Here is a 24,019-nt window from a genome sequence, read left to right as displayed (position 1 = left end):
TAAGGCGCTTTGAACCGAGATGAACTGAAGATTATGCCCATCGTATCAAAGTACAATAACGAGCAGTTTGACGCCCTGATGAACGACCTGATCACCGCCCTGGAGAAGCACAAGGCGCCAGTGGATCTGAGTCTGATGGTGCTCGGCAACCTGACTACCAATATCATCAACGGTATGGCTCCGGCCCAGCGTCAGGCCATCACCGAAAAGTTTGTCCAGGCCCTGACCGCATCGGTCGATAACCGCCACGACACGCACTGAGTCCCCGACTCTGTTGATTTGACGTTTCTCAACGCAGATGGATCACTATGGTCGAAACCGGTAACCCCTATCGTGATAATGTCTCTCGCCTGATCACCTGGGGGCATTGGTTCTCCTTCTTCAACATCATTCTCGCCATGCTGATTGCCACCCGTTATCTGGGCGCCATCAGCTGGCCGTCGACCACCCTTGGCGTGGTCTACCTCGTTGTAAGCTGGATTGGCCACTTCTCGTTCTTAAGTTTCGTCACCTACCTGCTGACGATCTTCCCTTTGAGCTTCGTGTTGCCCAAAGAGAAGCCTCTGCGCTTCATCTCCGCCGTCGTGGCGACGCTGGCGTTGGTGCTTTTGCTGATCGACACCCAGGTATTCCGGCTGTTCAAGTTCCACCTCAATGCCCAGGTGTGGCAGTTGCTGCTGGATCAGGCCCAGACCGAAGAGGGCTCGATCTGGAGCATCATCTTCGTCGCCGTGCCGACCATCTTCCTGCTGCAACTACTGCTGTCGGCCTATGTCTGGCGCAAGATCAACAAGCGCAAGCGCCGTCAGTATGGCAATCAGGTAGGGCTGGCACTGCTGGTCTGCTTTATCCTGACCCACGTGGTCAACAGCTGGGCGGATGCCACCCTGTATCAGCCCATCACCATGCAGCGCGCCAACTTCCCTCTCTCCTACCCCATGACGGCCCGCTCCTTCCTGGCCAAACATGGCTGGCTGGATCTGGATCAGTACGAGAAGCAGGCGGCCAGCCAGAGCGATGACAGTGACAGCCGGATCCGCTATCCGCTACGGCCGCTCAACGTCAATGCGCCCCTCACCCACAGCAACCTGCTGATTGTGGTGGTCGACTCGCTGCGCTTTGACATGCTCAACAACATCAACATGCCCAATCTGCAGCGCTATGCGGATCAGCATCTCAGCTTCCGCAATCACCTGAGCGGCGGCAACGATGACCTGATGGGGATGTTCAGCCTCTTTTATGGCCTGCCTGGTCACTACTACAAAGAGATCAGCAGTGACAAGCGCCCGCCGGTGCTGTTTGACGAACTGCTGCGCCAGGATTACCAGTTCGGCCTGTTCGGCGCGATAGAAGATGGTCAAAAGTATCGCAAGAGCATCCTCGCCGGTCTGCGCAAACAGGTGTTTGTCTCCGAGCAGACTAACGACGGCAAGCTGCTGACCGACTGGCAGCAGTGGCTGGAGAAGCGCACGCCGGAGCGCCCCTGGTTCTCGCTGGTCTATCTCTCAAGTCCTGGCGACTACCAGCTGCCCGCAACCATGAAGGGTCCTTTCCAGCCGGAGCTGACCAACTTCAATCCTGCCACCGCCTATCGGGCGGAAAACTTGGTGAAGCTGGAGAATCGCTACAAGAACTCGGTCTTCTATACCGACCAGTTACTGGAAGAGATGCTAACCAAGCTGCAGCTGCAGGGAATGGACAGCAATACGGTGGTGGTCATCACCTCCAACCACGGTCAGGAGTTCAACGACACCCAAAGCAACAGCTGGGGCGCTGGCAGCAACTACTCCCTCTATCAGGTTCAGGTGCCCATGGTGGTGGCCTGGCCGGGTCGCAGCAGCCAGGTGATCGAGCAGCCGAGCAGCCATTTCGACCTGGCGCCGACCCTGATGCAGGGGATGCTGGGGGTGCGCAACCCGCCGCGTGATTACAGCATTGGCCGCTCGCTGTTCGACTTCAGCCCGCGCAACTGGCTGCTGGCCGGAGACCAGAACGACTTTGCCATCTACCAGAGCGGAACCATCACCCACTTCAACAAGCAGGGTGACTTCGAGCTGCTGGATCGCAACAGCTATCAACCCATCAAGCGGGCCACCCCCGACATGGGCGCCATGATCCAGGTAATGAACGAGCTCAACCGCTTCTACCGTCACCCCTGACAGGCATCTCTCTCTCAAACAAAACGCCCCCACATTCGGGGGCGTTTTTTATGGATAGGCTCCACGCAGTCGCTGGTGTGGATTATTGAACCTGCCCGGTCGACCATGCCTGCGGCAATTTGTAGCCGGCAAAGCGCTTGGCTGCATAAGCCTTGAACTCGGCCGAGTTGTAGGCGGCCGCCACATCCCTGACAAATGGCTTCTCGCTGTCGACCCGCTTCACGACCACCCAGTTGATAAAGTCGTAGCTGCGCTCAAGAAAGAGCCCTTGGCTAAACGGGATGCCACTGGAGGCGGCAAAATTGCCGTTGATCACTGCAAAATCCACATCCTCCCGCGAACGGGGCAGTTGCGCCGCCTCGAGCAGTACCAGCTTGAGATTGTGCGGGTTGCTCACCACATCAAACTCGCTCGCCTTGAGCGGGTTAATCCCCTCCTTGAGAGTGAGCCAGCCCAGATCCTGCAGCATCAGCAGGGCACGCGCCTGATTGGTGGGATCGTTGGGGATAGCCACCGAACTCCCCTCTTTCAGCTGATCGAGTGTGGCCAACTTGCCGGAATAGAGCCCCATCGGCCCGGTGGGCACCTGCACAACGGGCGTCAGTGACAAACCGCGGTCTTTGCTAAAGCTCTCGAGATAAGGCTTGTGCTGGAAACAGTTCACATCGAGCGAGCCATCCGCCAGCGCAATGTTGGGGGAAACATAGTCGGTAAACTCCACCAGCTTGACCTTGTATCCTTTGGTCTCCAGCTGCGGCTTGATGGAGTCGGTCACCATGTCGGCAAAATCCCCCACCGTAGTGCCGATCACGATCTCTTGGCGATCCTCACCCGCCCGGACAGTGCCAGCCAGAGTGCCGTTCAGTAAGAGCAATAGAGGAAAAAACCAGAAGGTACGACGCAACATACAAGACTCCCTGTCTCAAGACTCATCAAGGTGATAGCGGACTACTGATTTCACATTGGAAATCTGGACGTCCAAATGGCTAATAAAGAGCAACCTATCAGAGTTGGTCACCAATACCAAGCGACAAAATTGAGGAAGCTTATAAGCCGGGCGACGAAGAGATGGGGGAAGCGAAGAGAACGGAGTGAAAACAAACCGCGCCAATGTGGCAGCGCACATCGCGCGCCAGTCAGCACTGACTGCTAATTACCTGAGTTAACAACAAAAAGATCAATAGTGAGCACTGATAAATGCTCTCAATAAAACACACGATCAGCGCCAATGGAATATCTAACATAAAAAAGATCAGATTTCTTTGAGGCCGATCTAACTTATGAAAACAGGTTCTTTTGGCTCTTCATTATCCATGTGTAGATTCCATTCGCACCCAGGAAGGTGCTCTATAAGATGGAGTTTAAAAATAATGAAGCAAACATCGTTAGCACTGGCGATCACAGCACTGCTGTCGGCGCTGCCAGTTGCATCTGTTCAGGCAAATGAAAGTTGTGCCCCCCTGACCGGCAAGGAAGCCGGGCTGGATACCGGTCGCAGCAGCAGCGAACGCTGTCTGCCCGGCATCAACCCGCTGCAGGATCAGCAGTGGTACCTGCTCAATAGTGGCCAGGATGCCTTCAGCGCCCGTGGCGGCGTAGCAGGCAACGACCTCAACCTCTGGTGGGCACATCGCACTGGCGTGCTGGGCCAGGGAGTCAATGTGGCCGTAGTGGATGATGGCTTGGCTATCGCCCACCCGGATCTGGCGGACAACGTCCGTCCGGGCTCAAAAAACGTGGTGACCGGCAGCGATGACCCGACCCCGACGGATGCGGATACGGCGCACGGCACTTCGGTCTCCGGTATCATAGCAGCGGTAGACAACGCCATCGGCACCAAGGGGATCGCCCCGCGGGCCCAGTTGCAGGGGTTCAACCTGCTGGACGACAACAGCCAGCAACTGCAGAAAGATTGGCTCTATGCCCTTGGCGACAGCGATGCCAGCCGCGATAACCGGGTGTTCAACCAGAGCTATGGCATGAGCCTGGTCGATCCCCGTCCGGCCAACGATCTGGATCAGGCCCAGCTCGACCGCCTGTTCGAACAGCAAACCCTCAAGGCGCAGAGTGCCGCCTATATCAAGGCTGCCGGCAACGGCTTCAACAAGATAGCGGCGGGCGGCTATGTGCTCAATCGCACCGGCAACGGCCCCAAATTGCCGTTTGAGAACAGCAATATCGACCCCTCAAACAGCAACTTCTGGAACCTGGTGGTAAGCGCGCTCAACGCAGATGGCGTCAGATCCTCCTACTCCAGCGTCGGCAGCAACGTCTTCCTGAGCGCCACCGGCGGCGAGTACGGTACCGACTCCCCCGCCATGGTGACCACGGATCTGCCCGGCTGCGACATGGGCTACAACCGCACCGACGATCCCCGCACCAACCGGCTGCACGGCAACCCGCAACTGGATGCCAGTTGCGACTACAACGGCGTCATGAACGGCACCTCCTCCGCCACCCCCAGCACCTCGGGCGCCATGGCGCTGCTGATGTCCGCCTACCCGGATTTGTCGACACGTGATTTTCGGGATCTGCTGGCGCGCAGCGCTACCCGGGTCGATGCCAAGCATCAGCCCGTGATGGTCAGCTACACCAGCAGCACCGGCAAGGTGCGCGACGTGAAAGGGCTGGAAGGGTGGGAACACAATGCCGCCGGCATGTGGTTCAGCCCGACTTACGGTTTCGGTCTGATCGACGTCAACAAGGCGCTTGAGCTGGCAGCCAATCACCAGCCCCTCCCCCCGCTGGTGCAGCTGCCATGGCAGAAGATCAATGTCACCGGCAGTACCGCTGCCATCCCGGATGTGGGCAACAGCCCGACCAGCTCGACAACACGCATTGCCACACCGTTGACGGTCGAAGCGGTGCAGGTAATGGTGAGCCTTGATCACCAGCGTCTGCCTGATCTTCTGATCGAACTGGTCTCCCCCGCCGGCACCCGCAGCATCCTGCTGAGCCCCTTCAACAGCCTGGTCGGCCAATCTCTCGACCAGCAGCAGCTGGGCTTTGTGCGCACCAAGGGATTGCGTGACATGCGCCTGCTCTCCCACAAGTTCTACGGTGAATCAGCCGAAGGCCAGTGGCGACTGGAGGTAACCGACGTTGCCAACGGTACCCGTCAGGTCTCTCTGCTCAATCGCAAGACCAAGGAGCGCACCACCCTGACCGAGCGCAACAACCGTCAACCGGGCAAACTGATCTCATGGTCCCTGCGGGTCCTGGGTCACGATGCCAATCGCAGCTAACACGCTAGGAGTATTACCATGAACAAACCTGTTACCTTGCTTCTGGCAACCCTGCTGGCCCCTCTCTCGGGACAGCTCTGCGCCGAGGAGTCCGTCACCATGGATGGTAAGCAGTACAGCACCATAGAGGTGAACGGCCAGACCTACCTCATTCCCGACAACGGCAGCAAGAAGCGCGTAGCCCGCAGTCTGGATGACAAAGTACCGCAGCAGAGCCTGCGCCGCGGCGACGTGTTGATGCAGGGGGCAGCCAGCCCCGAGCTCACCGTCAGCGGTACCCTGCTGGTGGAAGCTGACGATGCCACTGCCAAGGCGCTGGCGACGCGCCACGGCTTGAACTTCAAGCAGAGCAGCGGCGGTATCGCCCTGCTGGAGGCCAAATCGGGCACCGATCTCAATGCCATCGCCACCAAGCTCCAGAGCGAGGGGATAAAGGCACAGATCGAGCTGTCGGGGGCCGAGCGGCAACCAAAATAAGTCTCGTCAGCGGGATAACAAAGGGGGCCATCGTGGCCCCCTTTCTATTCTGCTTGCCAAGGCAGTGGCTTACTTGCGGCCATGCTGCTCCGCCAGATAGAGCCAGGTATCGACCACGGTATCCGGGTTGAGCGACACCGAATCTATCCCCTGCTCCACCAGCCAGGCGGCAAAGTCCGGGTGATCGGACGGGCCCTGACCACAGATCCCCACGTACTTGCCCGCCTTGCGGGCGGCGGCAATGGCCATCGCCAGCAGCGCCTTGACCGCCTCGTTGCGCTCATCGAACAGATGGGCGATGAGCCCGGAATCCCTGTCCAGTCCAAGGGTGAGCTGGGTCATGTCGTTGGAGCCGATGGAGAAGCCATCCACGTGATCGAGGAACTTGTCTGCCAAGAGAGCGTTGCTCGGGATCTCGCACATCATGATCACCTTGAGCCCCCGCTCGCCACGGCGCAGACCGTTTTCGGCCAGGATGTTGATCACCTGCTCCGCCTCGCTCACAGTGCGCACGAAGGGGATCATCACCTCGACGTTGGTCAGCCCCATCACGTCACGCACCCGTTTGATCGCCTCACACTCGAGGGCAAAGCAGGGGCGGAAGCTGTCGGCGATGTAGCGCGATGCGCCACGAAAACCGATCATCGGGTTCTCTTCATGGGGCTCGTAGCCACGGCCACCCACCAGGTTGGCGTACTCGTTGGACTTGAAGTCCGACATCCGCACGATCACCCGCTCCGGCCAGAAGGCGGCGGCCAGGGTGGCGATGCCTTCGGTCAGCTTGGCGACATAGAACTCGCGCGGGCTCTCGTAGCCGGCGATCATCTTGCCGATGGTGGCCTTGAGCTCGGGGCTCTGGCTGTCGAACTCCAGCAGCGCCTTGGGGTGCACCCCGATCATCCGGTTGATGATGAACTCGAGGCGTGCCAGACCGACACCAGCGTTCGGCAGCTGGGCGAAGTCGAACGCCCTGTCCGGGTTGCCGACGTTCATCATGATCTTGATGGGCAGGCGCGGCATGTTGCCCACCTCGGTCACCGCCACATCGAAGTCGAGTTCACCGTCATAGATAAAACCGGTATCCCCTTCCGCGCAGGAGACGGTGATAAGCTGGCCAGCCTCGATGCTATCGGTGGCATTGCCGCAACCCACCACCGCCGGAATGCCCAGCTCGCGAGCGATGATGGCGGCGTGACAGGTACGACCGCCCCGGTTGGTCACGATGGCGGAGGCCCGTTTCATGATGGGCTCCCAGTCCGGGTCGGTCATGTCGGTCACCAGCACGTCGCCGGGTTGCACCTCATCCATCTGGCTGATGGAGGAGATAACCCGCGCCGGGCCCGCCCCGATCTTGTGGCCGATGGCGCGCCCTTCGATCAGCACCTTGCCCGATTGCTTGAGGGCAAAACGTTCGAGGGTGTTGGCCTCCTGGCGGCTGCGCACGGTTTCCGGGCGCGCCTGCACGATATAGAGCTGGCCATCCTGCCCATCCTTGGCCCACTCGATGTCCATCGGGCGGCCATAGTGCTGCTCGATGATGAGGGCCTGCTTGGCCAGCTCCATCACCTCGGCATCCGTGATGCAGAAACGGCTGCGCTCGGCTTCATTGGTGTCGACGATCTGCACCTGGCGGCCATGGCTGGCATCGCCGGAATAGGTCATCTTGATGAGCTTGGAGCCGAGGGTCTTGCGCACCACCGCCGGGCGTCCTGCCTTGAGGGTCGGTTTGTGTACGTAGAACTCGTCCGGGTTGACCGCCCCCTGTACCACCATCTCGCCAAGACCCTGGGCACCGGTGATGAAGACCACGTCGTTGAAGCCCGACTCGGTATCCAGGGTGAACATGACGCCGGAGGCGGCAAGATCCGAGCGCACCATCCGCTGCACCCCGGCCGACAGGGCGACGCCCTTGTGGTCATAACCCTGATGCACCCGATAGGAGATGGCGCGATCGTTGAACAGGGAGGCAAAGACATGCTTGATGGCCACCATGACCGCATCGATGCCGCGCACGTTGAGAAAGGTCTCCTGCTGGCCGGCAAAGGAGGCGTCCGGCATATCCTCGGCGGTGGCGGAGGATCGCACCGCAAAAGAGGCATCCAAACCTGCACTCAGCCTGGCGTAAGCCTCGCGGATCGCCTGCTCCAGCGCGCTCTGGAACGGAGCTTCGATCACCCAGTCGCGGATCTGCTGACCGGCCCGGTTGAGGGCGGCAATGTCATCCACATCCAGATTGTCGAGCAGATGGTGGATCTTGCCGTTGAGGCCGCTTGACTCCAGAAACTCGTTAAATGCAAAGGCGGTGGTGGCAAACCCGCCCGGCACCGATACACCGGCGCCAGAGAGGTTGCTGATCATCTCGCCAAGGGATGCGTTCTTGCCGCCAACTCGTTCTACGTCCTGCATTCCGAGTTGCTCGTACCAGAGTACGTACTGTTGCACTTGCATGTCTCCAGGTTGGTGGGCAAGGTGCCATGGCACCTTTTTTGTGCCCGATTTTTATAGGTGAGTAAGGTGCGTTATTGTCTCTTTCTTCTATTGCCAACGACCATGAAAACGTTTTCTACTTATGGTCAAAAAAATCCCCGAGCAAGATAGGGGATGGTCGAATGACCCGAACATTCTACAATGCCGACACAAAAAGATAACGACTCAGGTTTGCTAGCCACTTCACAACTTGGGCATGGCAGACCGGTTGACAACAGGGGGATGGTTTCGACAGATACTTCCTGGCCAGCCCCCTTGGTCGATGTAACAGGAGCCCCACGTGCACACCGTATTTTATGTTTCCGATGGCACAGCCATCACCGCCGAAGTGTTCGGCCACGCGGTACTGAGCCAGTTTCCACTGGCCTTTGAACAGATCACCATCCCCTTCGTGGAGAGTCGCGAGAAGGCGCGGCAGGTGCGAATGCGGATCGATGAGCAGTTTCGCCAGACCGGGGTGCGCCCCATCCTGTTTCACACCATCATCGATCCCCAGGTGCGCGAGGAGGTACTGAAAGCCGAAGCGAGCAGTCACGACTTTCTCAACACCTTCGTCAGCCCGCTGGAGCAGGAGCTGGGGGTGAAGGCCGAGCCCCGCCCCCATCGCACCCACGGCATGGAGAACCGCAAGCTCTATGACGATCGCATCGAGGCGGTCAACTTCGCGCTGGCCAATGACGATGGCATCACCACCAAAGAGTACGACGAGGCGGACATCATCCTGATCGGCGTCTCCCGCTGCGGCAAGACCCCCACCAGCCTCTATCTGGCGCTGCAGTTCGGCATTCGTGCCGCCAACTACCCCTTTATCGAGCAGGACATGGGTGGGCTGGAACTGCCGACGCCCCTCAAGGCCAACCGTCACAAACTGTTTGGCCTCACCATAGCGCCACAGCGGCTGCACGAGATCCGCAACCAGCGCCGCGCCAATAGCCGCTACGCCTCGCTGGAGCAGTGCGAGCAGGAGTTGGCCAGCGTGGAGCGGCTGTTTCGTCAGGAGGCGATCCGCTTTCTCGATACCAGCTCCCACTCGGTAGAGGAGATCAGCGCCAAAATCCTCGAGGCAACCGGTCTGCGTCGCCAGCTCTGTTAAGCCAGCTTGACAGCAGATAAGCCACGCCAGATGCAAAGAGGGGAAAAGCCATCAAGCTTCTCCCCTCTTTTTCTGGTTATTACCCCATGGCCGCCGTGATGAAAAGCCACCCGGAATTGCCTAGCGATTGAGTTCGGGATTGTTCAGCAAACGGGCATAAAAGGGCAGCAGGCCGTGGCGCCTGCGGATCCGCTCGGCCAGCAAACAACCCGCCAGCGCCCCCACCACACCGCCGGCCAGCAGAAGCAACGGCCAGTGGTGCAACAACCCCTCATCACCCAGCACAAACCAGCCCCCCATCATGGCCGTCATCCCGACCAGCAGCAGCGGACTGGCGGCAATCAGCAGCCAGATCGTCACCAGCAATCCGCTGGCAACCCAACGCTGCAGCAGTGTTACCTCGTCACGGGTATGACGCAGCTCATCCTGTTGCCTCTCCATCATTAGCCCTCTCCTCCCGGCCAAACACCAAGAAATAAAAAACACTCAGCAAATGTCAACAAAACACAATTCGATTGATTGAATTTCAAGCAAAACCTGTCTCATCACCTGAAAATCTAATGAAAAAGCTGGTTTGTGGCCAAAATACCACCACCAGGCACGGAAAACAGGTGCATTTATGGCGAATTATCACTATTCTGCTTCCGTTGCCAGTCCAGATTAAAAATTGAAAACGACATAGCGTAACGAAATAAATACGGATTTCGTCAGGTTTTGGCTACGCATTGCGATGCTGCTCAGGAAGAGCCCAACACCGGCAAGAGACAACAGAGATAGGTAAAGGACAGATCCATGGATTTGAAACAAGACGGTGAAGAGCTGAAACGCGGCCTCAAAAACCGCCACATTCAGTTAATTGCGTTGGGCGGTGCCATCGGTACCGGCCTCTTTCTGGGGATTGCCCAGACCATCAAGATGGCAGGCCCCTCGGTCCTGCTGGGTTATGCCATCGGCGGCTTTATCGCCTTCCTGATCATGCGCCAGCTAGGTGAAATGGTGGTGGAGGAGCCGGTAGCCGGCTCCTTCAGCCACTTTGCCTACAAATACTGGGGCGAGTTTGCCGGTTTCGCGTCCGGCTGGAACTACTGGGTGCTCTACGTGCTGGTGAGCATGGCCGAGCTGACCGCGGTGGGCATCTATGTCCAGTACTGGTGGCCCGAGATCCCGACCTGGATGTCGGCAGCCTTCTTCTTCGTGCTGATCAACACCATCAACCTCTCCAACGTCAAAGCGTTTGGCGAGATGGAGTTCTGGTTCGCCATCATCAAGGTGGTCGCCATCATCGGCATGATCGGCTTTGGTGGCTATCTGCTGCTCTCCGGTGCCGGCGGCCCCGAGGCGAGCGTGACCAACCTGTGGGCGCAAGGCGGCTTCTTCCCCAACGGCATCAGTGGTCTGGTGATGGCGATGGCGGTGATCATGTTCTCCTTCGGTGGTCTGGAGCTGGTCGGTATTACCGCCGCCGAAGCGGACAACCCCGAGAGAAGCATCCCCAAGGCAACCAATCAGGTGATCTACCGGATCCTGATCTTCTACATCGGCGCCCTGGCCATCCTGATGTCCCTCTACCCTTGGGGTAAAGTGGTAGAAGGCGGCAGCCCGTTCGTGATGATCTTCCACGCACTGGATAGCGATCTGGTCGCCACCGTGCTCAACATCGTGGTGCTGACAGCGGCGCTGTCCGTCTATAACAGCTGCGTCTACTGCAACAGCCGCATGCTGTTCGGTCTGGCCAAACAGGGCAACGGCCCGAAAGCGCTGCTCAAGACCAACAAGAGCGGTGTACCGCTGGTTGCCCTCTCGGTCTCTGCCATCGCCACCCTACTCTGCGTACTGATCAACTACCTGATGCCGGGCAAGGCCTTCGGTCTGCTGATGGCGCTGGTGGTCTCCGCACTGGTGATCAACTGGGCGATGATAAGCCTCGCGCACCTGAAGTTCCGCAAGGCCAAGGTCGCAGAAGGTGTCCAGCCCAAGTTCAAGGCGTTCTGGTATCCCTTCGGCAACTACCTCTGCCTCGCTTTCATGTCCGGTATTCTGGTGATCATGTACATGACCCCCGATTTCCGCATCTCGGTCGAACTGATCCCGGCCTGGCTGGTCGTGCTGGGCATCGGCTTCGTCATCAAGCGCAAGGGACAAGCCCAAACCAAGGCAGCCGTCAATCTCGGTTGATAACCAGGCTTCTCAATACCAAAAACGCCGATCATCTGATCGGCGTTTTTTATCTTCGGTTTGCCACTTCCATAGTGATTGAACACGTCACTGCTCACCCGCGGGGGTCACGTACAACCCCAAAATAGCGCGCAGTTCTGCGATGTCATGAGCGATATGATCCGGGGAGCTAGCCCACCGCTCGGGCGCTGAGTGACTGTAGGCAACAGCCACAGAGATCACCCGGCTATCCTTGCCAAGCACCTCCTGCAGATTGCGGGCAAACTGCACATCCGCTTCATGATCGCCGATATAGATGAGCGATCCCTCGCTGGCCTGACCGAACATAGATTCAAGACACTTGAGCCCGCCACAAGGGTGCGGTTTCTGCATCTGGGCAGGCACATCATCGTAACCCACTACCGAGTGGAACCACTCATTGACGCCATGCTGTGCCAATACCGAGCGAATATTGCGCTGCGAGTTTTGCGAACAGATACCGTGTGGAACGGTCAAGAAAGTGGCAATGAGCTGGGCAAGCCCGTCAAAAAAGTGAACGGCAGTTCTGTTCATCTCCTGATGCTTTGCCCAGAGCGAACCGGCCTGCAGCATCTCGGCCTGTGACAGGCCGTAGTAGTCGACATAGAGGGCTTGCCAATTTTTGGCAGCATGATTGGCATAGTGATAGTCGGCTTCACTGCGCAAATAGCGGGGTAGATTGTCGCCGGTCAGATGGGGCGCTACCTCGGCCAGAATATTTTTGGTGATGTCGATATTCTTGGGCACCGAATTGACCAGGGTGCCATCGTAGTCCCACAAAGTTGCGTCCAACTTCATTCTGTTGCCCTTTTACTGCGTTACATCACGTGATGCCATGTTGCTTGGCCAGAGCGTTCACGCCAAACCATGGTGCCAATAACAGAGAGGCCAGTGCTGCTGCGGTAGCACAATTTTTTAATGTGTAAAGACACAATAATAAGGCTCTCTGTCATACTCAGATGAAGCATTCCGTTACTCAACACCGGAGCCTGATCATGGCCAGCAGCGCGCTTCACACCATAGATACCGAAGTAGAGTTGACCGACAATATCCAACTGGTATCGACCACGGATCTGAAAGGGGACATCACCTACGCCAACCCGGCATTTTGCCAGGTGGCAGGGTACCGCCTCGAAGAGATGATCGGCCAGCACCACAATCTGGTCCGTCACCCGGACATGCCCAAAGCAGCATTTGCCGATCTCTGGGCCCATCTGCAGGCAGGGAAACCATGGCGCGGACTGGTCAAGAATCGCTGCAAGGATGGCCGCTACTACTGGGTTGACGCCTATGTCACCCCTATCTATGAGGGGGGCCAGATCTCGGGTTACCAGTCGGTACGCTGTCGTCCCGCCCCGGAGCACAAGGCTCGGGCCGATAAAATGTACAAGGTGCTCAGAGCTCGCGAAAGCGGCTCTGCCATCCGCTTTGGCCAGAATCTGCTGACGCCAACCATGTTCAGTATTCCGCTGCTGCTGGTTTGCGCCGCCATGGCTCTCTGGCTACTCCCCCCCATCCAGGCCTTGCTGGTCATCGCTCCTCTGCTGGCCGTGCTCTGGCTAAACCGGCATCCGCTCTTTCTGACACCAAGATACCTGCAGCAGCTCGAGCAGGATTACGACAGCATCAGCCGTCTCATCTTCTCGGGTGATGCGCCCCACAGCATCGCCGATTTTCATATCAAACTCGGGCAAGCGAGGATCCGTACCGTGCTCGGCCGGGTTGACGATGCAACGGGCTCGCTCAACAGCATGGCCAACGATCTGCAAGGTTCAGCCTCGCTGGCCAGTAAGGATATCTCCTCGCAGGACACACAGATCCAGCAGATAGCCACGGCCGTGACCCAGATGGCCTCTGCGGCAGAGGAGATCAATCGCAATATTCAGGACAGCAACCAACAGATTGAAGAGGCTCGCCACCACTGCACCACCACCAACAAGCAGCTCTCCGAGGCAGGAGAAGAGATCGCGACGCTGGCAACCCAGGCGGAGCAGGCATTCCAGTCTGCCGTCGAGCTGGCCAGCGAATCGGAACGGATCGGCAGCATCATGGCCGAAATTCGCGGTATTGCGGATCAGACCAACCTGCTGGCCCTCAATGCCACTATTGAAGCCGCACGAGCCGGTGAACAGGGGCGCGGTTTTGCCGTAGTCGCCGATGAGGTGCGCAACCTGTCGACCCGTACCCACAAGGCCACCGAGCAGATCCAGAGCAGCATCGGCCACATCCAGCACACACTGGGAGGATGGAAAGAGATGATGCACCTCAATGCGACTCGCACCAACGCCTGCCTTGCCACCACCCGGGCCAGCACCGACAACCTCCATCAGGTGGTGGCCGAAATAGACAAGGTCTCCGAATTCTCCAGCCAGATCTCGGCGGCAGCCACCCAGCAACAAGCTGTCGTCGAAGAGATCAGCCGCAATATCAACCTGATCTCCTCGCTCTCCCACGACAACAGCCTCAAGATCGACAAGGTGAGCGAGACCAGTGCCAGCCTGCTGAACAAGGCAAGCCAGCTCAAAGATTTGAGTCGCACTTTCGGCTAGCGGCCAGTAACCGGCCTCCCCCATAAACAACAGGGCCACCCCTTTGGGTGGCCCTGTTGTTTATGGGTTTACTCCGAGCACGCCCTTACTTGGCGTAATCCTCGGTCGGGATACAGGCGCAGAACAGGTTGCGATCGCCATAGACATCGTCGATGCGGTTGACCGAGGGCCACAGTTTGGCAGCGCGCACCGCCTCGGACGGGAAGACCGCCTCGGCGCGGCTGTAGCCACGGGACCACTCTGCATCCATCACGTCATCCTGAGTGTGCGGGGCATGCACCAGCGGGTTGTCAGTCAGGCTCCACTGCCCCTCCTGCACCTTGGCAATCTCGGCGCGGATGGAAGTCATCGCCTCGACGAAGCGATCCAGCTCGCGCTTGGATTCCGACTCGGTCGGTTCGACCATTAGGGTGCCCGCCACTGGGAAGCTCATGGTCGGCGCGTGGAAGCCGTAGTCCATCAGCCGCTTGGCCACGTCCATCTCGCTGATTCCGGAAGCCTCCTTGAGCGGACGGATATCCAGAATGCACTCGTGAGCTACCCGACCGTTGCGCCCGGAATAGAGCACCGGGAAGGATTCACCCAGCTTCTTGGCCAGATAGTTGGCGTTGAGGATCGCCACCTGGGTGGATTTTTTGAGCCCCTCGTCCCCCAGCATGGCGATATACATCCAGCTGATGGGCAGGATGCTGGCCGAGCCGAACGGTGCAGCTGACACGGCGCCGTTGTTGCGGCTCTCCTTGTCGGTCTTGACCACGGCGTGACCGGCCACAAACGGTGCCAGATGTTTCTTCACGCCGATGGGGCCCATGCCCGGGCCGCCACCGCCGTGAGGAATGGCGAAGGTCTTGTGCAGGTTGAGGTGAGAGACATCCGCCCCGATAAAGCCCGGTGCTGTCAGCCCTACCTGCGCGTTCATATTGGCGCCGTCGAGGTAAACCTGACCACCGTGTTGGTGAACGATGTCGCACACCTCCTTGATGGTCTCCTCATACACCCCGTGGGTGGAGGGGTAGGTCACCATCAGACAGGAAAGCTGATCACCCGCCTCGGCTGCCTTGGCGCGCAGGTCGTCGAGATCAACGTTGCCGGACTTGTCACAGGCGGTGACGATTACCTTGAGCCCCGCCATCTGGGCAGAGGCCGGGTTGGTCCCGTGGGCAGAAGCCGGAATGAGACAGATGTCGCGATGCCCCTCGCCGCGGGATTCGTGGTACTTCTTGATGGCCAAGAGGCCAGCGTACTCGCCCTGCGCACCGGAGTTGGGCTGCATGCAGACCGCATCGTAACCGGTCACCTTCACCAGCCAGTTTTCGAGGTCGGCCAGCAGCAGCTGATAGCCCTTGGCCTGCGCCAGCGGCGCGAACGGGTGCAACTTGCCGAACTCGGGCCAGGTCACCGGGATCATCTCGGCGGTGGCGTTGAGCTTCATGGTGCAGGAGCCCAAGGAGATCATGGCGTAGTTGAGCGCCAGATCCTTGGCTTCGAGACGGTGGATATAACGCAACATCTCGGTTTCGGAGTGGTACTTGTTGAACACCTCGTGGGTCAGCACGGCGTCGGTGCGCAGCAGATCCTGCGGAATGGCGTGATGTGCCTGCGCCGCCTGGTCGAGGGCCTCGATATCCAGTCCATGGCCTTGGCCGAGGAACAAATCAAACAGCTCGGCCACATCGCCGCGGGTGGTGGTTTCAGAGAGGGAGACACCTACCGCATCGTCGAGATCGGCGCGCAGGTTGATACCCAGCCCCTCGGCCTTGGCAATCAGCGCCGCCTTGTCGGCAGTTTGCACGGTGATCGTATCGAACCAACTGGCATGCTTGAGGGCCAGGCCCCTGGCCTTGAGGCCGAGCGCCAGAATGGTGGTGAAACGGTGCACACGGGAGGCGATGGTTTTCAGCCCCACCGGGCCGTGGTAGACGGCGTAGAAGCTCGCCATGTTGGCCAAGAGCACCTGTGCGGTACAGATGTTGGAGTTGGCCTTCTCGCGACGGATATGCTGCTCGCGGGTCTGCATCGCCATGCGCAGCGCAGCCTTGCCACGGGCATCCTTGGAGACACCGATAATACGGCCCGGCATGGAGCGCTTGTAGGCATCACGGGTAGCGAAGAAGGCGGCGTGGGGGCCACCGTAGCCCATGGGCACGCCAAAGCGCTGGGCGGAGCCCAACACCACGTCGGCACCCAGCTCGCCCGGGGATTTGAGTAGCAGCAAAGAGAGCAGGTCGGCGCTGACGCAGGCCAGCCCTTTCTGGGCCTGTACCGCGGCAATCAGGGCACGCAGATCTTTCACTTCACCGGTGGTGGTGGGGTACTGGAACAGGGCACCGAACACCTCTTCGCTCACTGCGTCGCTCGCGGCGCCGACCGCTACATCGAAACCGAAGTGAACCGCGCGCTCCTTGACCACGTCGATCACCTGCGGGTGCACGTCATCGGCCACAAAGAAGAGGTTGGATTTGGACTTGGCCATCCGCTTGGCCAGCGCCATCGCCTCGGCGGCAGCGGTCGCTTCATCCAGCAGGGAGGCGCTTGCCAGATCCATGCCGGTCAGATCCAGCGTCAGCTGCTGGAAGTTGAGCAGGGCTTCGAGACGGCCCTGCGCCAGCTCGGGCTGGTACGGGGTGTAGGCGGTATACCAGCCCGGGTTTTCCAGCACGTTGCGCAAAATGACGTGGGGCACATGGGTATCGTGATAACCCATGCCGATATAGCTCTTGGCAATCTTGTTCTGGGCGGCGTAGCCCTTGAGCTTGGTCAGCGCCTCCACCTCGGTCATGCCGGCACCGATCCCAAGCGGGCCCGGCAGGAGAATGGCGGCGGGCACGGTCTGGGCAATCAAATCGTCCAGGCTTTCTGCCCCGACGGTGGCCAGCAGCTGGCGCAGCTCTTCCTCGCCCGGGCCGATATGGCGGCGGACAAAATCGGTTTTTTGTTCGAGTTCAAACAGTGACTGGGTCATTTCCCTGATTCCTGATAAATAGGTCCTGCTAATAAATCCTGTATAGACAGTGCTGGTAGCCGGCACGTGCCAGCTTCACTCATGTTCGCTATGCCGCAGTCAGGACAAAACGGCACCGGATGCTCGCGGGCATCCCGGGGGTCACCCTGTAAACAGACCTCACGCCGTGCCTGAGGATCGAATATGGGCCACTTCACCCGCCTGCAGACCCGGGGCCTGCAGCCATACAAATGGGCCCCGCACTCGCAGGGCCCAAGGGCATTACTCTTCGTCCACCACGTTCTGGTAGCCTTCGGCATCCAGCAGGTTGGCCAGCTCGCCTGCGTCGTCCAGCTTGATGCGATAGAGCCAGCCTGCGCCGTAGGGGTCGGAGTTGACCAGCTCGGGACTCCCTTCCAGCTCTTCGTTGACGGCAATGATCTCGCCGCTCACCGGGCTGTAGATGTCGGAGGCTGCCTTGACCGACTCGGCCACGGCGCAGTCGTCACCGGCGCTCACCTGCTTGCCCACTTCCGGCAGCTCGACAAACACCATGTCACCCAGCAGCTCCTGGGCGTGCTCGGTGATACCGACCACGGCCTCACCGTTGCCTTCGACACGGATCCACTCGTGGGAAGTGGCATATTTCAGTTCGCTCGGGATATGGCTCATCTCTGTTTCCTTTGATCTTTGAGTCGGGTTGAAACGCTCATTGCTAAACCGGGCAGGCGGACGCCTGCCCGCCTGCAAATGTAAGAGGGTTATGCCAGCTTCTGGCCGTTGCGCACGAAAGCGGGTTTGGTGACCTTCACCGTGACCAGCTTTTTGCGGATCTCCACCTCGGCCTGCTCGCCGATATCACGGGGCACCCGCGCCAGCGCGATGCTGTAGCCGAGGGTGGGCGAGAAGGAGCCGGAGGTGATCACACCTTCCCGCTTCTCACCGTTTGCCGTGGTGAAGGTGACCGGCATGCCGGCACGCAGCACCCCTTTCTCCTCCATCACCAGGCCCACCAGCTTGGGCTGGTTGCCCGCCGCTTTCTGGGCTTCCAGCGCAGCACGGCCGATGAAGTTGCGATCGCTCGGCTCCCAGGCGATGGTCCAGGCCATATTGGCGGCGAGCGGAGAGATTGACTCGTCCATATCCTGACCGTAGAGGTTCATGCCGGCTTCGAGGCGCAGGGTATCGCGGGCACCGAGACCACACGGGGCGACGCCGTTATCCAGCAGTGCCTGCCACAGCCCGCAGGCTTTCTCTTGCGGCACCACGATCTCGTAACCATCCTCGCCGGTGTAGCCGGTGGTGGCGATAAAGAGATCGCCAGCCTGCACGCCAAAGAAGGGTTTCATCCCCACCACGGCAGTGCGCTGGGCGGCGCTCAGCACGGTAGCTACCTTGAGCTTGGCGTTGGGCCCCTGCACCGCGATCATTGCCAGCTCCGGACGCTCGGTTACGGTGACATCGAAATCGATGGCGTGATGGCGGATCCAGGCCAAGTCCTTCTCGCGGGTGGCGGAGTTGACCACCAGTCGGTAGAAGGTATCGGTCAGGTAATAGGTGATGAGGTCATCGATCACGCCGCCTTCCGGGTTGAGCATGCCGCTATAGAGGGCCTTGCCGGAGACAGTGAGTTTGGCCACGTCGTTGGCCAGCAGGTGTTGCAGAAAGGCTTTGACCCGTTCGCCGGTCAAATCGACGATGGTCATGTGGGAGACATCGAACATGCCGGCATCGCTGCGCACCGCGTGGTGCTCTTCCAGCTGGGAGCCGTAGTTGATGGGCATCTCCCAACCGTGGAAGTCCACCATCTTGGCGCCGGCTTCCAGGTGTTTGGGATGCAGTACTGTAGTCTGGATCATCGCATTCTTTCCTTAGCAAAAAGCCTTTTCGCTTCAGCGACAGCCCTTGCGATCCGCTTTTTCACCCCGGCAGCGCTGCGCCGCAGCGGGAACACTATCGGATCACAGGATGTGGCTCGCTCCTGCCCTTGCCAGGCAAGAGGGATTCCTTGAACGGAGCGGATTATATGACAAGCCGTCGAGCGTGCCGCTCAAAAAAAACTAATCCCCTCCCCATAAACTGACTCAAGACACTAAGATAAATGGCGCGATAAAAACAGCCTCAAGCGGTCATACCCGAGATTAAATTTTGATTTTTACCGTTTCGTCACAATTTGCAGAAAAACGTTTCGCCACACACCAAAATTAAAGGCTGATGCCCAAAATGGGGCATCAGCCTTATCGGATTACTTTTATTGCCAAAAACGGTCAGTAATATTAGTTTTTTTCACCTTTTAGCCGGGCGGGTGCAGGTGTAACAGCCGCCACAATCCCGTCAAGACGGGCCAGCGCCGGCAGTTCACCCTCCAGCCCCATGGCCGCACGGATCACCCCCTCCTTGAACGGCGTCAGCAGGTTGGCCGCGCGCAATCCCACGCCCCGCACCAGCTTCTTGAGCGGGTTGGCACCGCTGAACAGCCGCTTGAGCCCCTCCATCGCCGTCAGCATGCGAGCCGCCTCGCTCTTGCGCCAACGCTCGTAGCTGCGCAGGTTGGCGAGCAGGCCGATATCCTCGCCCGCTGCATGGTTTTGCAAGATCTGCTCCGCCAGCGCGGCGGCATCCAGCAGGCCGAGGTTGACCCCCTGCCCCGCCAGCGGGTGGATGGTGTGGGCGGCATCTCCCACCAGCACCAGCCGCTCACGGGCAAAATCGCGGGCATAACGGGCGGTGAGCGGAATCGCACTGCGCGGCCCTTCTACCTTGCACAGACCGAGGCGGGCATCGAAGGCGGTGGTGAGCTGACGGTTGAAGTGCTCGTCGTCACAGGCGCAGAGCGCCTCGGCACGGGCCGCAGGCAGCGACCAGACGATGGAGCAGAGGTTCTCCTGCCACAACGGCAGGAAAGCGAGCGGGCCATCCGGGGTGAAGATCTGGCGTGCCACCGCCTCGTGGGGCTCGGCACAGCGCACTGTTGCCACCAGCGCGTGGTGGCCGTAATCCCAGCTGGTGAGCGGGATATCGGCCTGACGGCGCACCCAGGAGTGGGCCCCATCGGCAGCCACCACCAGCTTGGCCGAGATGGCCTGACCATCCTCAAGGAGCAACAAGGCGCCCGCCGGGCCACTCTGCAGACTCTTGGCTCTGGCGGGGGTCAGCAACTGGATATTGCTGGCCCCCTCAATCGCCTCAAGCAGCGCCAGCTGGATCACCCGGTTCTCGACAATATGACCAAGCGAGGGCTGGCGCAGGCTGGCCGCATCAAAGTCGATATGGCCGAAGCTGTCCTGCTCCCACACCGCCATCTTGTCGTAGGCCTGCAGGCGGCGTGCTTCAATACCGTCCCAGGCGCCGACATGGCGCAGGATCTGCTGGCTGGCGAGGCTCAGGGCGCTGACCCGATTGTCGGCCACCTCCCCCAGCTGCGGGTCGGGTAGTTGCCCCTCGACCACCACCACCTTGAGGGCGCTCTCCTTGAGGGCAGCGGCAAGCCCGAGGCCCACCATGCCACCACCGACAATCACCACATCGACACTTTGCATCTGCATTATCTCATCCTTTCATGGCTGGCCATCGGCCAGCAGAGGGAGGCTGCCTGGCCTCCCCGCTTGCAACTGTTGAACTCTTCGCAGGGATCTTTGTTGAACTCTGGCGATTTATTGCCGCAGATTATTGCTACAGAGATCGGCAACGAACCCCAGAGTTCGTCCAGCGAGCGGCGCCTTGAGACAAGGGAGCCGTCCCATCAGAGAGAGCGCCAGATTGCGCCCAAACACCAGCGGATCGTGGCTGTTGGAGAAGAGCTGAGCCAGCGAAGAGGTGAGCCAGACGGTCTGCTCCTGATCACGCTGACGCTGCTGCCAGTAACCGCTCAGCACCTTGAAGCTGCCGATATCCTCGCCCTCTGCCAGCGCCTTGGCCACCGCCCCGGTGAGCAGGTCGAGATCCCGCATCCCGAGATTAAACCCCTGACCGGCAATGGGGTGCAGGGCATGCGCTGCATTGCCCACCAGCACTGTACGTTGGGCCAGCGGGTAGTCACAGGCGGTCAGGATCAGCGGATAGACGTTGCGCACACCACATCGCTCGAAGCGACCGAGCCGCCAGCCAAAGGCCTGCTGCAAGCGGGCAAGGAAGGCGGCATCGTCGAGCGCCATCAGCTCATCCACCTCGTCCCGTCTGACACTCCACACCAGCGAAGAGAGGCCGTCCTGCATCGGCAGCAGCGCCAGCGGCCCGCTCTCGGTAAAACGCTCGAATGCACGGCCCGCCGGATCCTGCTGCGTTTTAACGATGGCGATGATGGCGCTCTGCTCATAGTCGTGACGGCTCACTGGCAGCGTTAACTGCTGCCGCACGAAGGAGTTGCCCCCGTCTGCCGCCACCAGCAGGCGGGTATCAATCTGTTCACCGCTCTCAAGGGTAAGGGTCACCCCCTCCTCCCGCGGCACGACCTCGCGCAATTTGGCCGGACAGATCACACGGATGTGCGGGATGGCCGCCATCGCCCGCTGCAACTCACTGCCCGCCGCCGCCAACTCGATTACCTGACCGAGTGCAGGCAGCCCATACTCCGCCGCCGAGAGGCGAGTCTGACCGCTGTGGCCACGATCCGAGACATGGATCTGGGTAATGGGGGCGCAGTGGGGCGCAAACAGCGGCCAGAGCCCCCGCCGCTCAAGGGCTTCGCAGGTGCCGGCCGAGAGCGCAATGGCGCGCGCATCAAAACCGGGGTAAGTAGGGGTTGCGGATGGTTGCGCCTCGGGGGCACTGGCCTCCAGCAGCAGGATGTCAAGGGGAGAGCCGTCCGGCTTGCGCAGGGCCGCCAGCGAGAGGGCCAGCACGGCACCACTCATTCCACCACCGACCAGCGTCACATCGACCTGTCGCACATCAGATTGGGGCATAAGCAGAGAGGGAGAAGTGAAAAACGTGGCCTCATGCTACCACAAAGGCGACCGGCGGATGTGCGCTTGAGGGCAAAAAAGCGGTTATGGCTCACAGGGTTAGCCAGAATATGGCCGACAAAAAGAGCGCCTGTTGGCGCTCTTGCAAAAGGAGGCTGGCTTGCCTGCACACCCAATCAGTGCAGGGTCGGCGGCGCGCTCGGGGTATCGGGGCGCCTGCCAAACTCTTCGAAGGCCATCATGACCCCCAGTTTGACGTGTTCGTAGAGCACCAGGAAGGAGGCTTCGTTCTCGTCATCTTCCTGATCGAACTCGGCAGAGACCTGAGTGATGCTGGCGATATCCTGGATCATCTCCTGCAGCTCTTCCGACGCACGCGACAGCTCCTGCTGCACCACGCCGAAACCGGCCAGAAACGCCTGTGACCAGTCCACCAGCGCATCGATCCGCTCATCGAGGGGAGCGTCATCACTTGGCAACAGCAGTTCAACCCCTTTTTGAGCCATCAGGCTCTCGACCACATTGTGATAAAGATCGGTCATCACCTGGCGCACCGGGGCCGGCAGACCGAAACCGTCGTTCACCAAATCGTTGAAATGGGGAACCCAGCTCTTCTCATCCAGTGCCACACCGCCACACACCAGACCGCAGATCACACCATGGGCCTCGACTGCACTGGCCATCAGCTCATGCTGCTCCATGATGTCGGCCACAGCCGCATATTTAAGGGGGTTTGTTTTGCTCATAGAGGATCCGCTCAAAGTTCAGGCAAATTTGCAGAATTAATGGTCAGGATCCTAGCATTCTCCCTCTTGCAGAGCCAGCAAGGCCTTGAAACTTATGTATCTGCGCTATATAGTCCCGCCCAGTTGTCCACGTGGATAAAGGCGGAAATCAGCTCCGCCGTATTGAGGAAGGCATGAGCACAGAGGCCGTAGAAATCGTCATTTTGGGACGTCCCTACAAGGTATCCTGTCCCCTGGGACAGCAGGATGCCCTGCGCCAGGCCGCCGACCAGCTGACCGATAAACTGATCGACCTGCGTCAACGCTCTAAAGTCTCCAGCAACGAGCAATTGGCGGTCATGGCGGCGCTTAATTTCTGCCATGAGCTCTGTCTTGAAAAAGAGAAGAACCACCAATACTCTGAGACCATGGACAAGCGGATCAAGATGCTGCAGCGCACCATCGAAGCAGCCTTGATTGAACACGGTCAATATGGCGATTCCAGCGAAGAGGGGCAACAGCCCTAATCGCAAACTGTTTTGAAATACCCTGGGGTGTTTGTCAGCCGGTTCAAGTCCCCGAGCCGATATTCATACCAAACAGGGGTTCTGCCTTCTGGCTATTGCGCATGCTCGGCACGACCGAGAAGCCTGCGGTCAGATCCGAACCCCGCCTTGAACCGACGGTTCAAGGGCCCAAACCGGCAACGGCATCTCCGGGGTTCCAACTGCAAAAAGCCCGTCACTGATGTGACGGGCTTTTTCTTTTTCTGCCTGTCCACGCCAACCAGCCCCCCCTGCCCCGCACACCAGAAAAATGCCCCGGATGAACAGTTCATCCGGGGCATCACGGCATTCAAAGTGCAGGCTGTGTGAGCACAGCCAGCCGCGTTATTCCGTTTATTTGACCAGCAACAGGTTCTCCGGCTGACGGGAGGCGGTCACCAGCACCGGGATGGATTTGGAGGTCGGCGTAAACGAGCCGGCGCCGATACTGTCGATGGGCACCAACGGATTGGTTTCCGGATAGTAGGCCGCGATGTTGCCACGCGGGATCTCGTAGATCACCACCACAAAACCTGTCACGCTGCGCTCGCGCCCATCGTTGCAGATGGCCGCCATGTCGACCCGATCCCCTTCGGCAAAGCCAAGCTGGCGAGCATCCGCCTCGTTCATGAACACCACGTTGCGCTGGCCCTTGATGCCGCGATAGCGGTCATCCATACCGTAGATGGTGGTGTTGTACT

Annotated in this window: 19 protein-coding genes and 1 other RNA gene; 9 read left to right on the top strand and 11 right to left on the bottom strand. The window is 59.5% G+C overall.

The features are described from left to right. Window positions 1-33: 33 nt before the first annotated feature. Together AACS24_RS04350 and AACS24_RS04345 are read left to right on the top strand one after the other, a co-directional pair. Window positions 34-261: a YejL family protein gene (locus tag AACS24_RS04350; protein WP_005344699.1), complete on the top strand. Its 228-nt coding sequence runs from the start codon at window positions 34-36 to the stop codon at window positions 259-261. Window positions 262-308: 47 nt separating this feature from the next. Further along, entirely contained in the window at window positions 309-2,159 is a 1,851-nt protein-coding gene (locus AACS24_RS04345; protein ID WP_043849824.1) for a DUF3413 domain-containing protein, read from the top strand. A gap of 82 nt (window positions 2,160-2,241) precedes the next feature. Here the strand turns inward: AACS24_RS04345 and AACS24_RS04340 are convergent, their stop codons facing one another. After that, entirely contained in the window at window positions 2,242-3,066 is an 825-nt protein-coding gene (locus AACS24_RS04340; protein ID WP_108572479.1) for a MetQ/NlpA family ABC transporter substrate-binding protein, read from the bottom strand. Between the two features lie 463 nt (window positions 3,067-3,529). Between AACS24_RS04340 and asp the strand changes: the two genes are divergently transcribed. Next, complete coding sequence (gene asp / locus AACS24_RS04335) at window positions 3,530-5,404, top strand: serine protease Asp (RefSeq protein ID WP_108572478.1); 1,875 nt, start codon at window positions 3,530-3,532, stop codon at window positions 5,402-5,404. An 18-nt stretch (window positions 5,405-5,422) separates the two neighbouring features. Further along, on the top strand, window positions 5,423-5,881 hold the full coding sequence (locus tag AACS24_RS04330; RefSeq protein WP_108572477.1) for a serine protease chaperone: 459 nt from the start codon (window positions 5,423-5,425) through the stop codon (window positions 5,879-5,881). Window positions 5,882-5,950: 69 nt separating this feature from the next. Here AACS24_RS04330 and ppsA read toward each other — a convergent pair whose 3' ends face one another. Then, window positions 5,951-8,329, bottom strand: a complete 2,379-nt coding sequence (gene ppsA, locus AACS24_RS04325) for a phosphoenolpyruvate synthase (protein ID WP_181364309.1) — start codon at window positions 8,327-8,329, stop codon at window positions 5,951-5,953. Window positions 8,330-8,648: 319 nt separating this feature from the next. Between ppsA and ppsR the strand changes: the two genes are divergently transcribed. Then, entirely contained in the window at window positions 8,649-9,461 is an 813-nt protein-coding gene (gene ppsR / locus AACS24_RS04320; protein WP_033116017.1) for a posphoenolpyruvate synthetase regulatory kinase/phosphorylase PpsR, read from the top strand. 120 nt (window positions 9,462-9,581) lie between these two features. Here the strand turns inward: ppsR and AACS24_RS04315 are convergent, their stop codons facing one another. After that, window positions 9,582-9,905, bottom strand: coding sequence for a hypothetical protein (locus tag AACS24_RS04315; RefSeq protein ID WP_108572476.1), 324 nt, complete (start codon window positions 9,903-9,905; stop codon window positions 9,582-9,584). A gap of 348 nt (window positions 9,906-10,253) precedes the next feature. Between AACS24_RS04315 and AACS24_RS04310 the strand changes: the two genes are divergently transcribed. Beyond that, window positions 10,254-11,636 carry an amino acid permease gene (locus tag AACS24_RS04310; protein ID WP_108572475.1) on the top strand — a complete coding sequence of 461 codons (1,383 nt, stop codon included), beginning with the start codon at window positions 10,254-10,256 and terminating at the stop codon, window positions 11,634-11,636. Window positions 11,637-11,723: 87 nt separating this feature from the next. On the opposite strand, the gene AACS24_RS04305 is transcribed toward AACS24_RS04310, so the two are convergent. Next, complete coding sequence (locus AACS24_RS04305) at window positions 11,724-12,452, bottom strand: HAD family hydrolase (protein WP_108572474.1); 729 nt, start codon at window positions 12,450-12,452, stop codon at window positions 11,724-11,726. 197 nt (window positions 12,453-12,649) lie between these two features. Between AACS24_RS04305 and AACS24_RS04300 the strand changes: the two genes are divergently transcribed. Next, window positions 12,650-14,203, top strand: coding sequence for a methyl-accepting chemotaxis protein (locus tag AACS24_RS04300; RefSeq protein ID WP_108572473.1), 1,554 nt, complete (start codon window positions 12,650-12,652; stop codon window positions 14,201-14,203). An 85-nt stretch (window positions 14,204-14,288) separates the two neighbouring features. Here the strand turns inward: AACS24_RS04300 and gcvP are convergent, their stop codons facing one another. From gcvP to AACS24_RS04270, 6 genes are all read right to left on the bottom strand, one after another. Further along, window positions 14,289-17,165 (bottom strand): aminomethyl-transferring glycine dehydrogenase, encoded by a 2,877-nt coding sequence (gcvP, locus tag AACS24_RS04295; protein ID WP_108572472.1) that lies wholly within the window; start codon window positions 17,163-17,165, stop codon window positions 14,289-14,291. A 261-nt stretch (window positions 17,166-17,426) separates the two neighbouring features. Then, the gene (gene gcvH / locus AACS24_RS04290; protein ID WP_033116021.1) at window positions 17,427-17,816 is read right to left on the bottom strand and encodes a glycine cleavage system protein GcvH; all 390 of its coding nucleotides are present in this window, start codon (window positions 17,814-17,816) and stop codon (window positions 17,427-17,429) included. A gap of 89 nt (window positions 17,817-17,905) precedes the next feature. Next, window positions 17,906-19,003 (bottom strand): glycine cleavage system aminomethyltransferase GcvT, encoded by a 1,098-nt coding sequence (gene gcvT / locus AACS24_RS04285; protein ID WP_108572471.1) that lies wholly within the window; start codon window positions 19,001-19,003, stop codon window positions 17,906-17,908. 417 nt (window positions 19,004-19,420) lie between these two features. After that, a complete protein-coding gene (locus tag AACS24_RS04280; RefSeq protein WP_181364308.1) occupies window positions 19,421-20,689 on the bottom strand; it encodes an FAD-dependent 2-octaprenylphenol hydroxylase in 1,269 nt (422 codons plus the stop codon). A gap of 108 nt (window positions 20,690-20,797) precedes the next feature. Continuing rightward, window positions 20,798-22,048 (bottom strand): 2-octaprenyl-6-methoxyphenyl hydroxylase, encoded by a 1,251-nt coding sequence (gene ubiH, locus AACS24_RS04275; protein ID WP_108572470.1) that lies wholly within the window; start codon window positions 22,046-22,048, stop codon window positions 20,798-20,800. A 176-nt stretch (window positions 22,049-22,224) separates the two neighbouring features. After that, complete coding sequence (locus AACS24_RS04270; RefSeq protein WP_108572469.1) at window positions 22,225-22,794, bottom strand: UPF0149 family protein; 570 nt, start codon at window positions 22,792-22,794, stop codon at window positions 22,225-22,227. A gap of 173 nt (window positions 22,795-22,967) precedes the next feature. On the opposite strand from AACS24_RS04270, the gene zapA reads away from it, so the two are divergent. Continuing rightward, window positions 22,968-23,300 (top strand): cell division protein ZapA, encoded by a 333-nt coding sequence (gene zapA / locus AACS24_RS04265; RefSeq protein ID WP_033116026.1) that lies wholly within the window; start codon window positions 22,968-22,970, stop codon window positions 23,298-23,300. Between the two features lie 16 nt (window positions 23,301-23,316). Then, a non-coding RNA gene (gene ssrS, locus AACS24_RS04260) (6S RNA) lies at window positions 23,317-23,499 on the top strand. Window positions 23,500-23,672: 173 nt separating this feature from the next. On the opposite strand, the gene AACS24_RS04255 is transcribed toward ssrS, so the two are convergent. Then, window positions 23,673-24,019, bottom strand: a 347-nt coding sequence (locus AACS24_RS04255) for a molybdopterin dinucleotide binding domain-containing protein (RefSeq protein WP_308810153.1), incomplete at its 5' end; no start/stop codon positions are given.

Source organism: Aeromonas sp. HMWF016, from assembly GCF_963878195.1.
Taxonomy (GTDB): Bacteria; Pseudomonadota; Gammaproteobacteria; order Enterobacterales; family Aeromonadaceae; genus Aeromonas; species Aeromonas lacus.
Note: the sequence above shows the minus strand (reverse complement) of the source record. Positions and strands in the feature narration are given on the sequence as shown.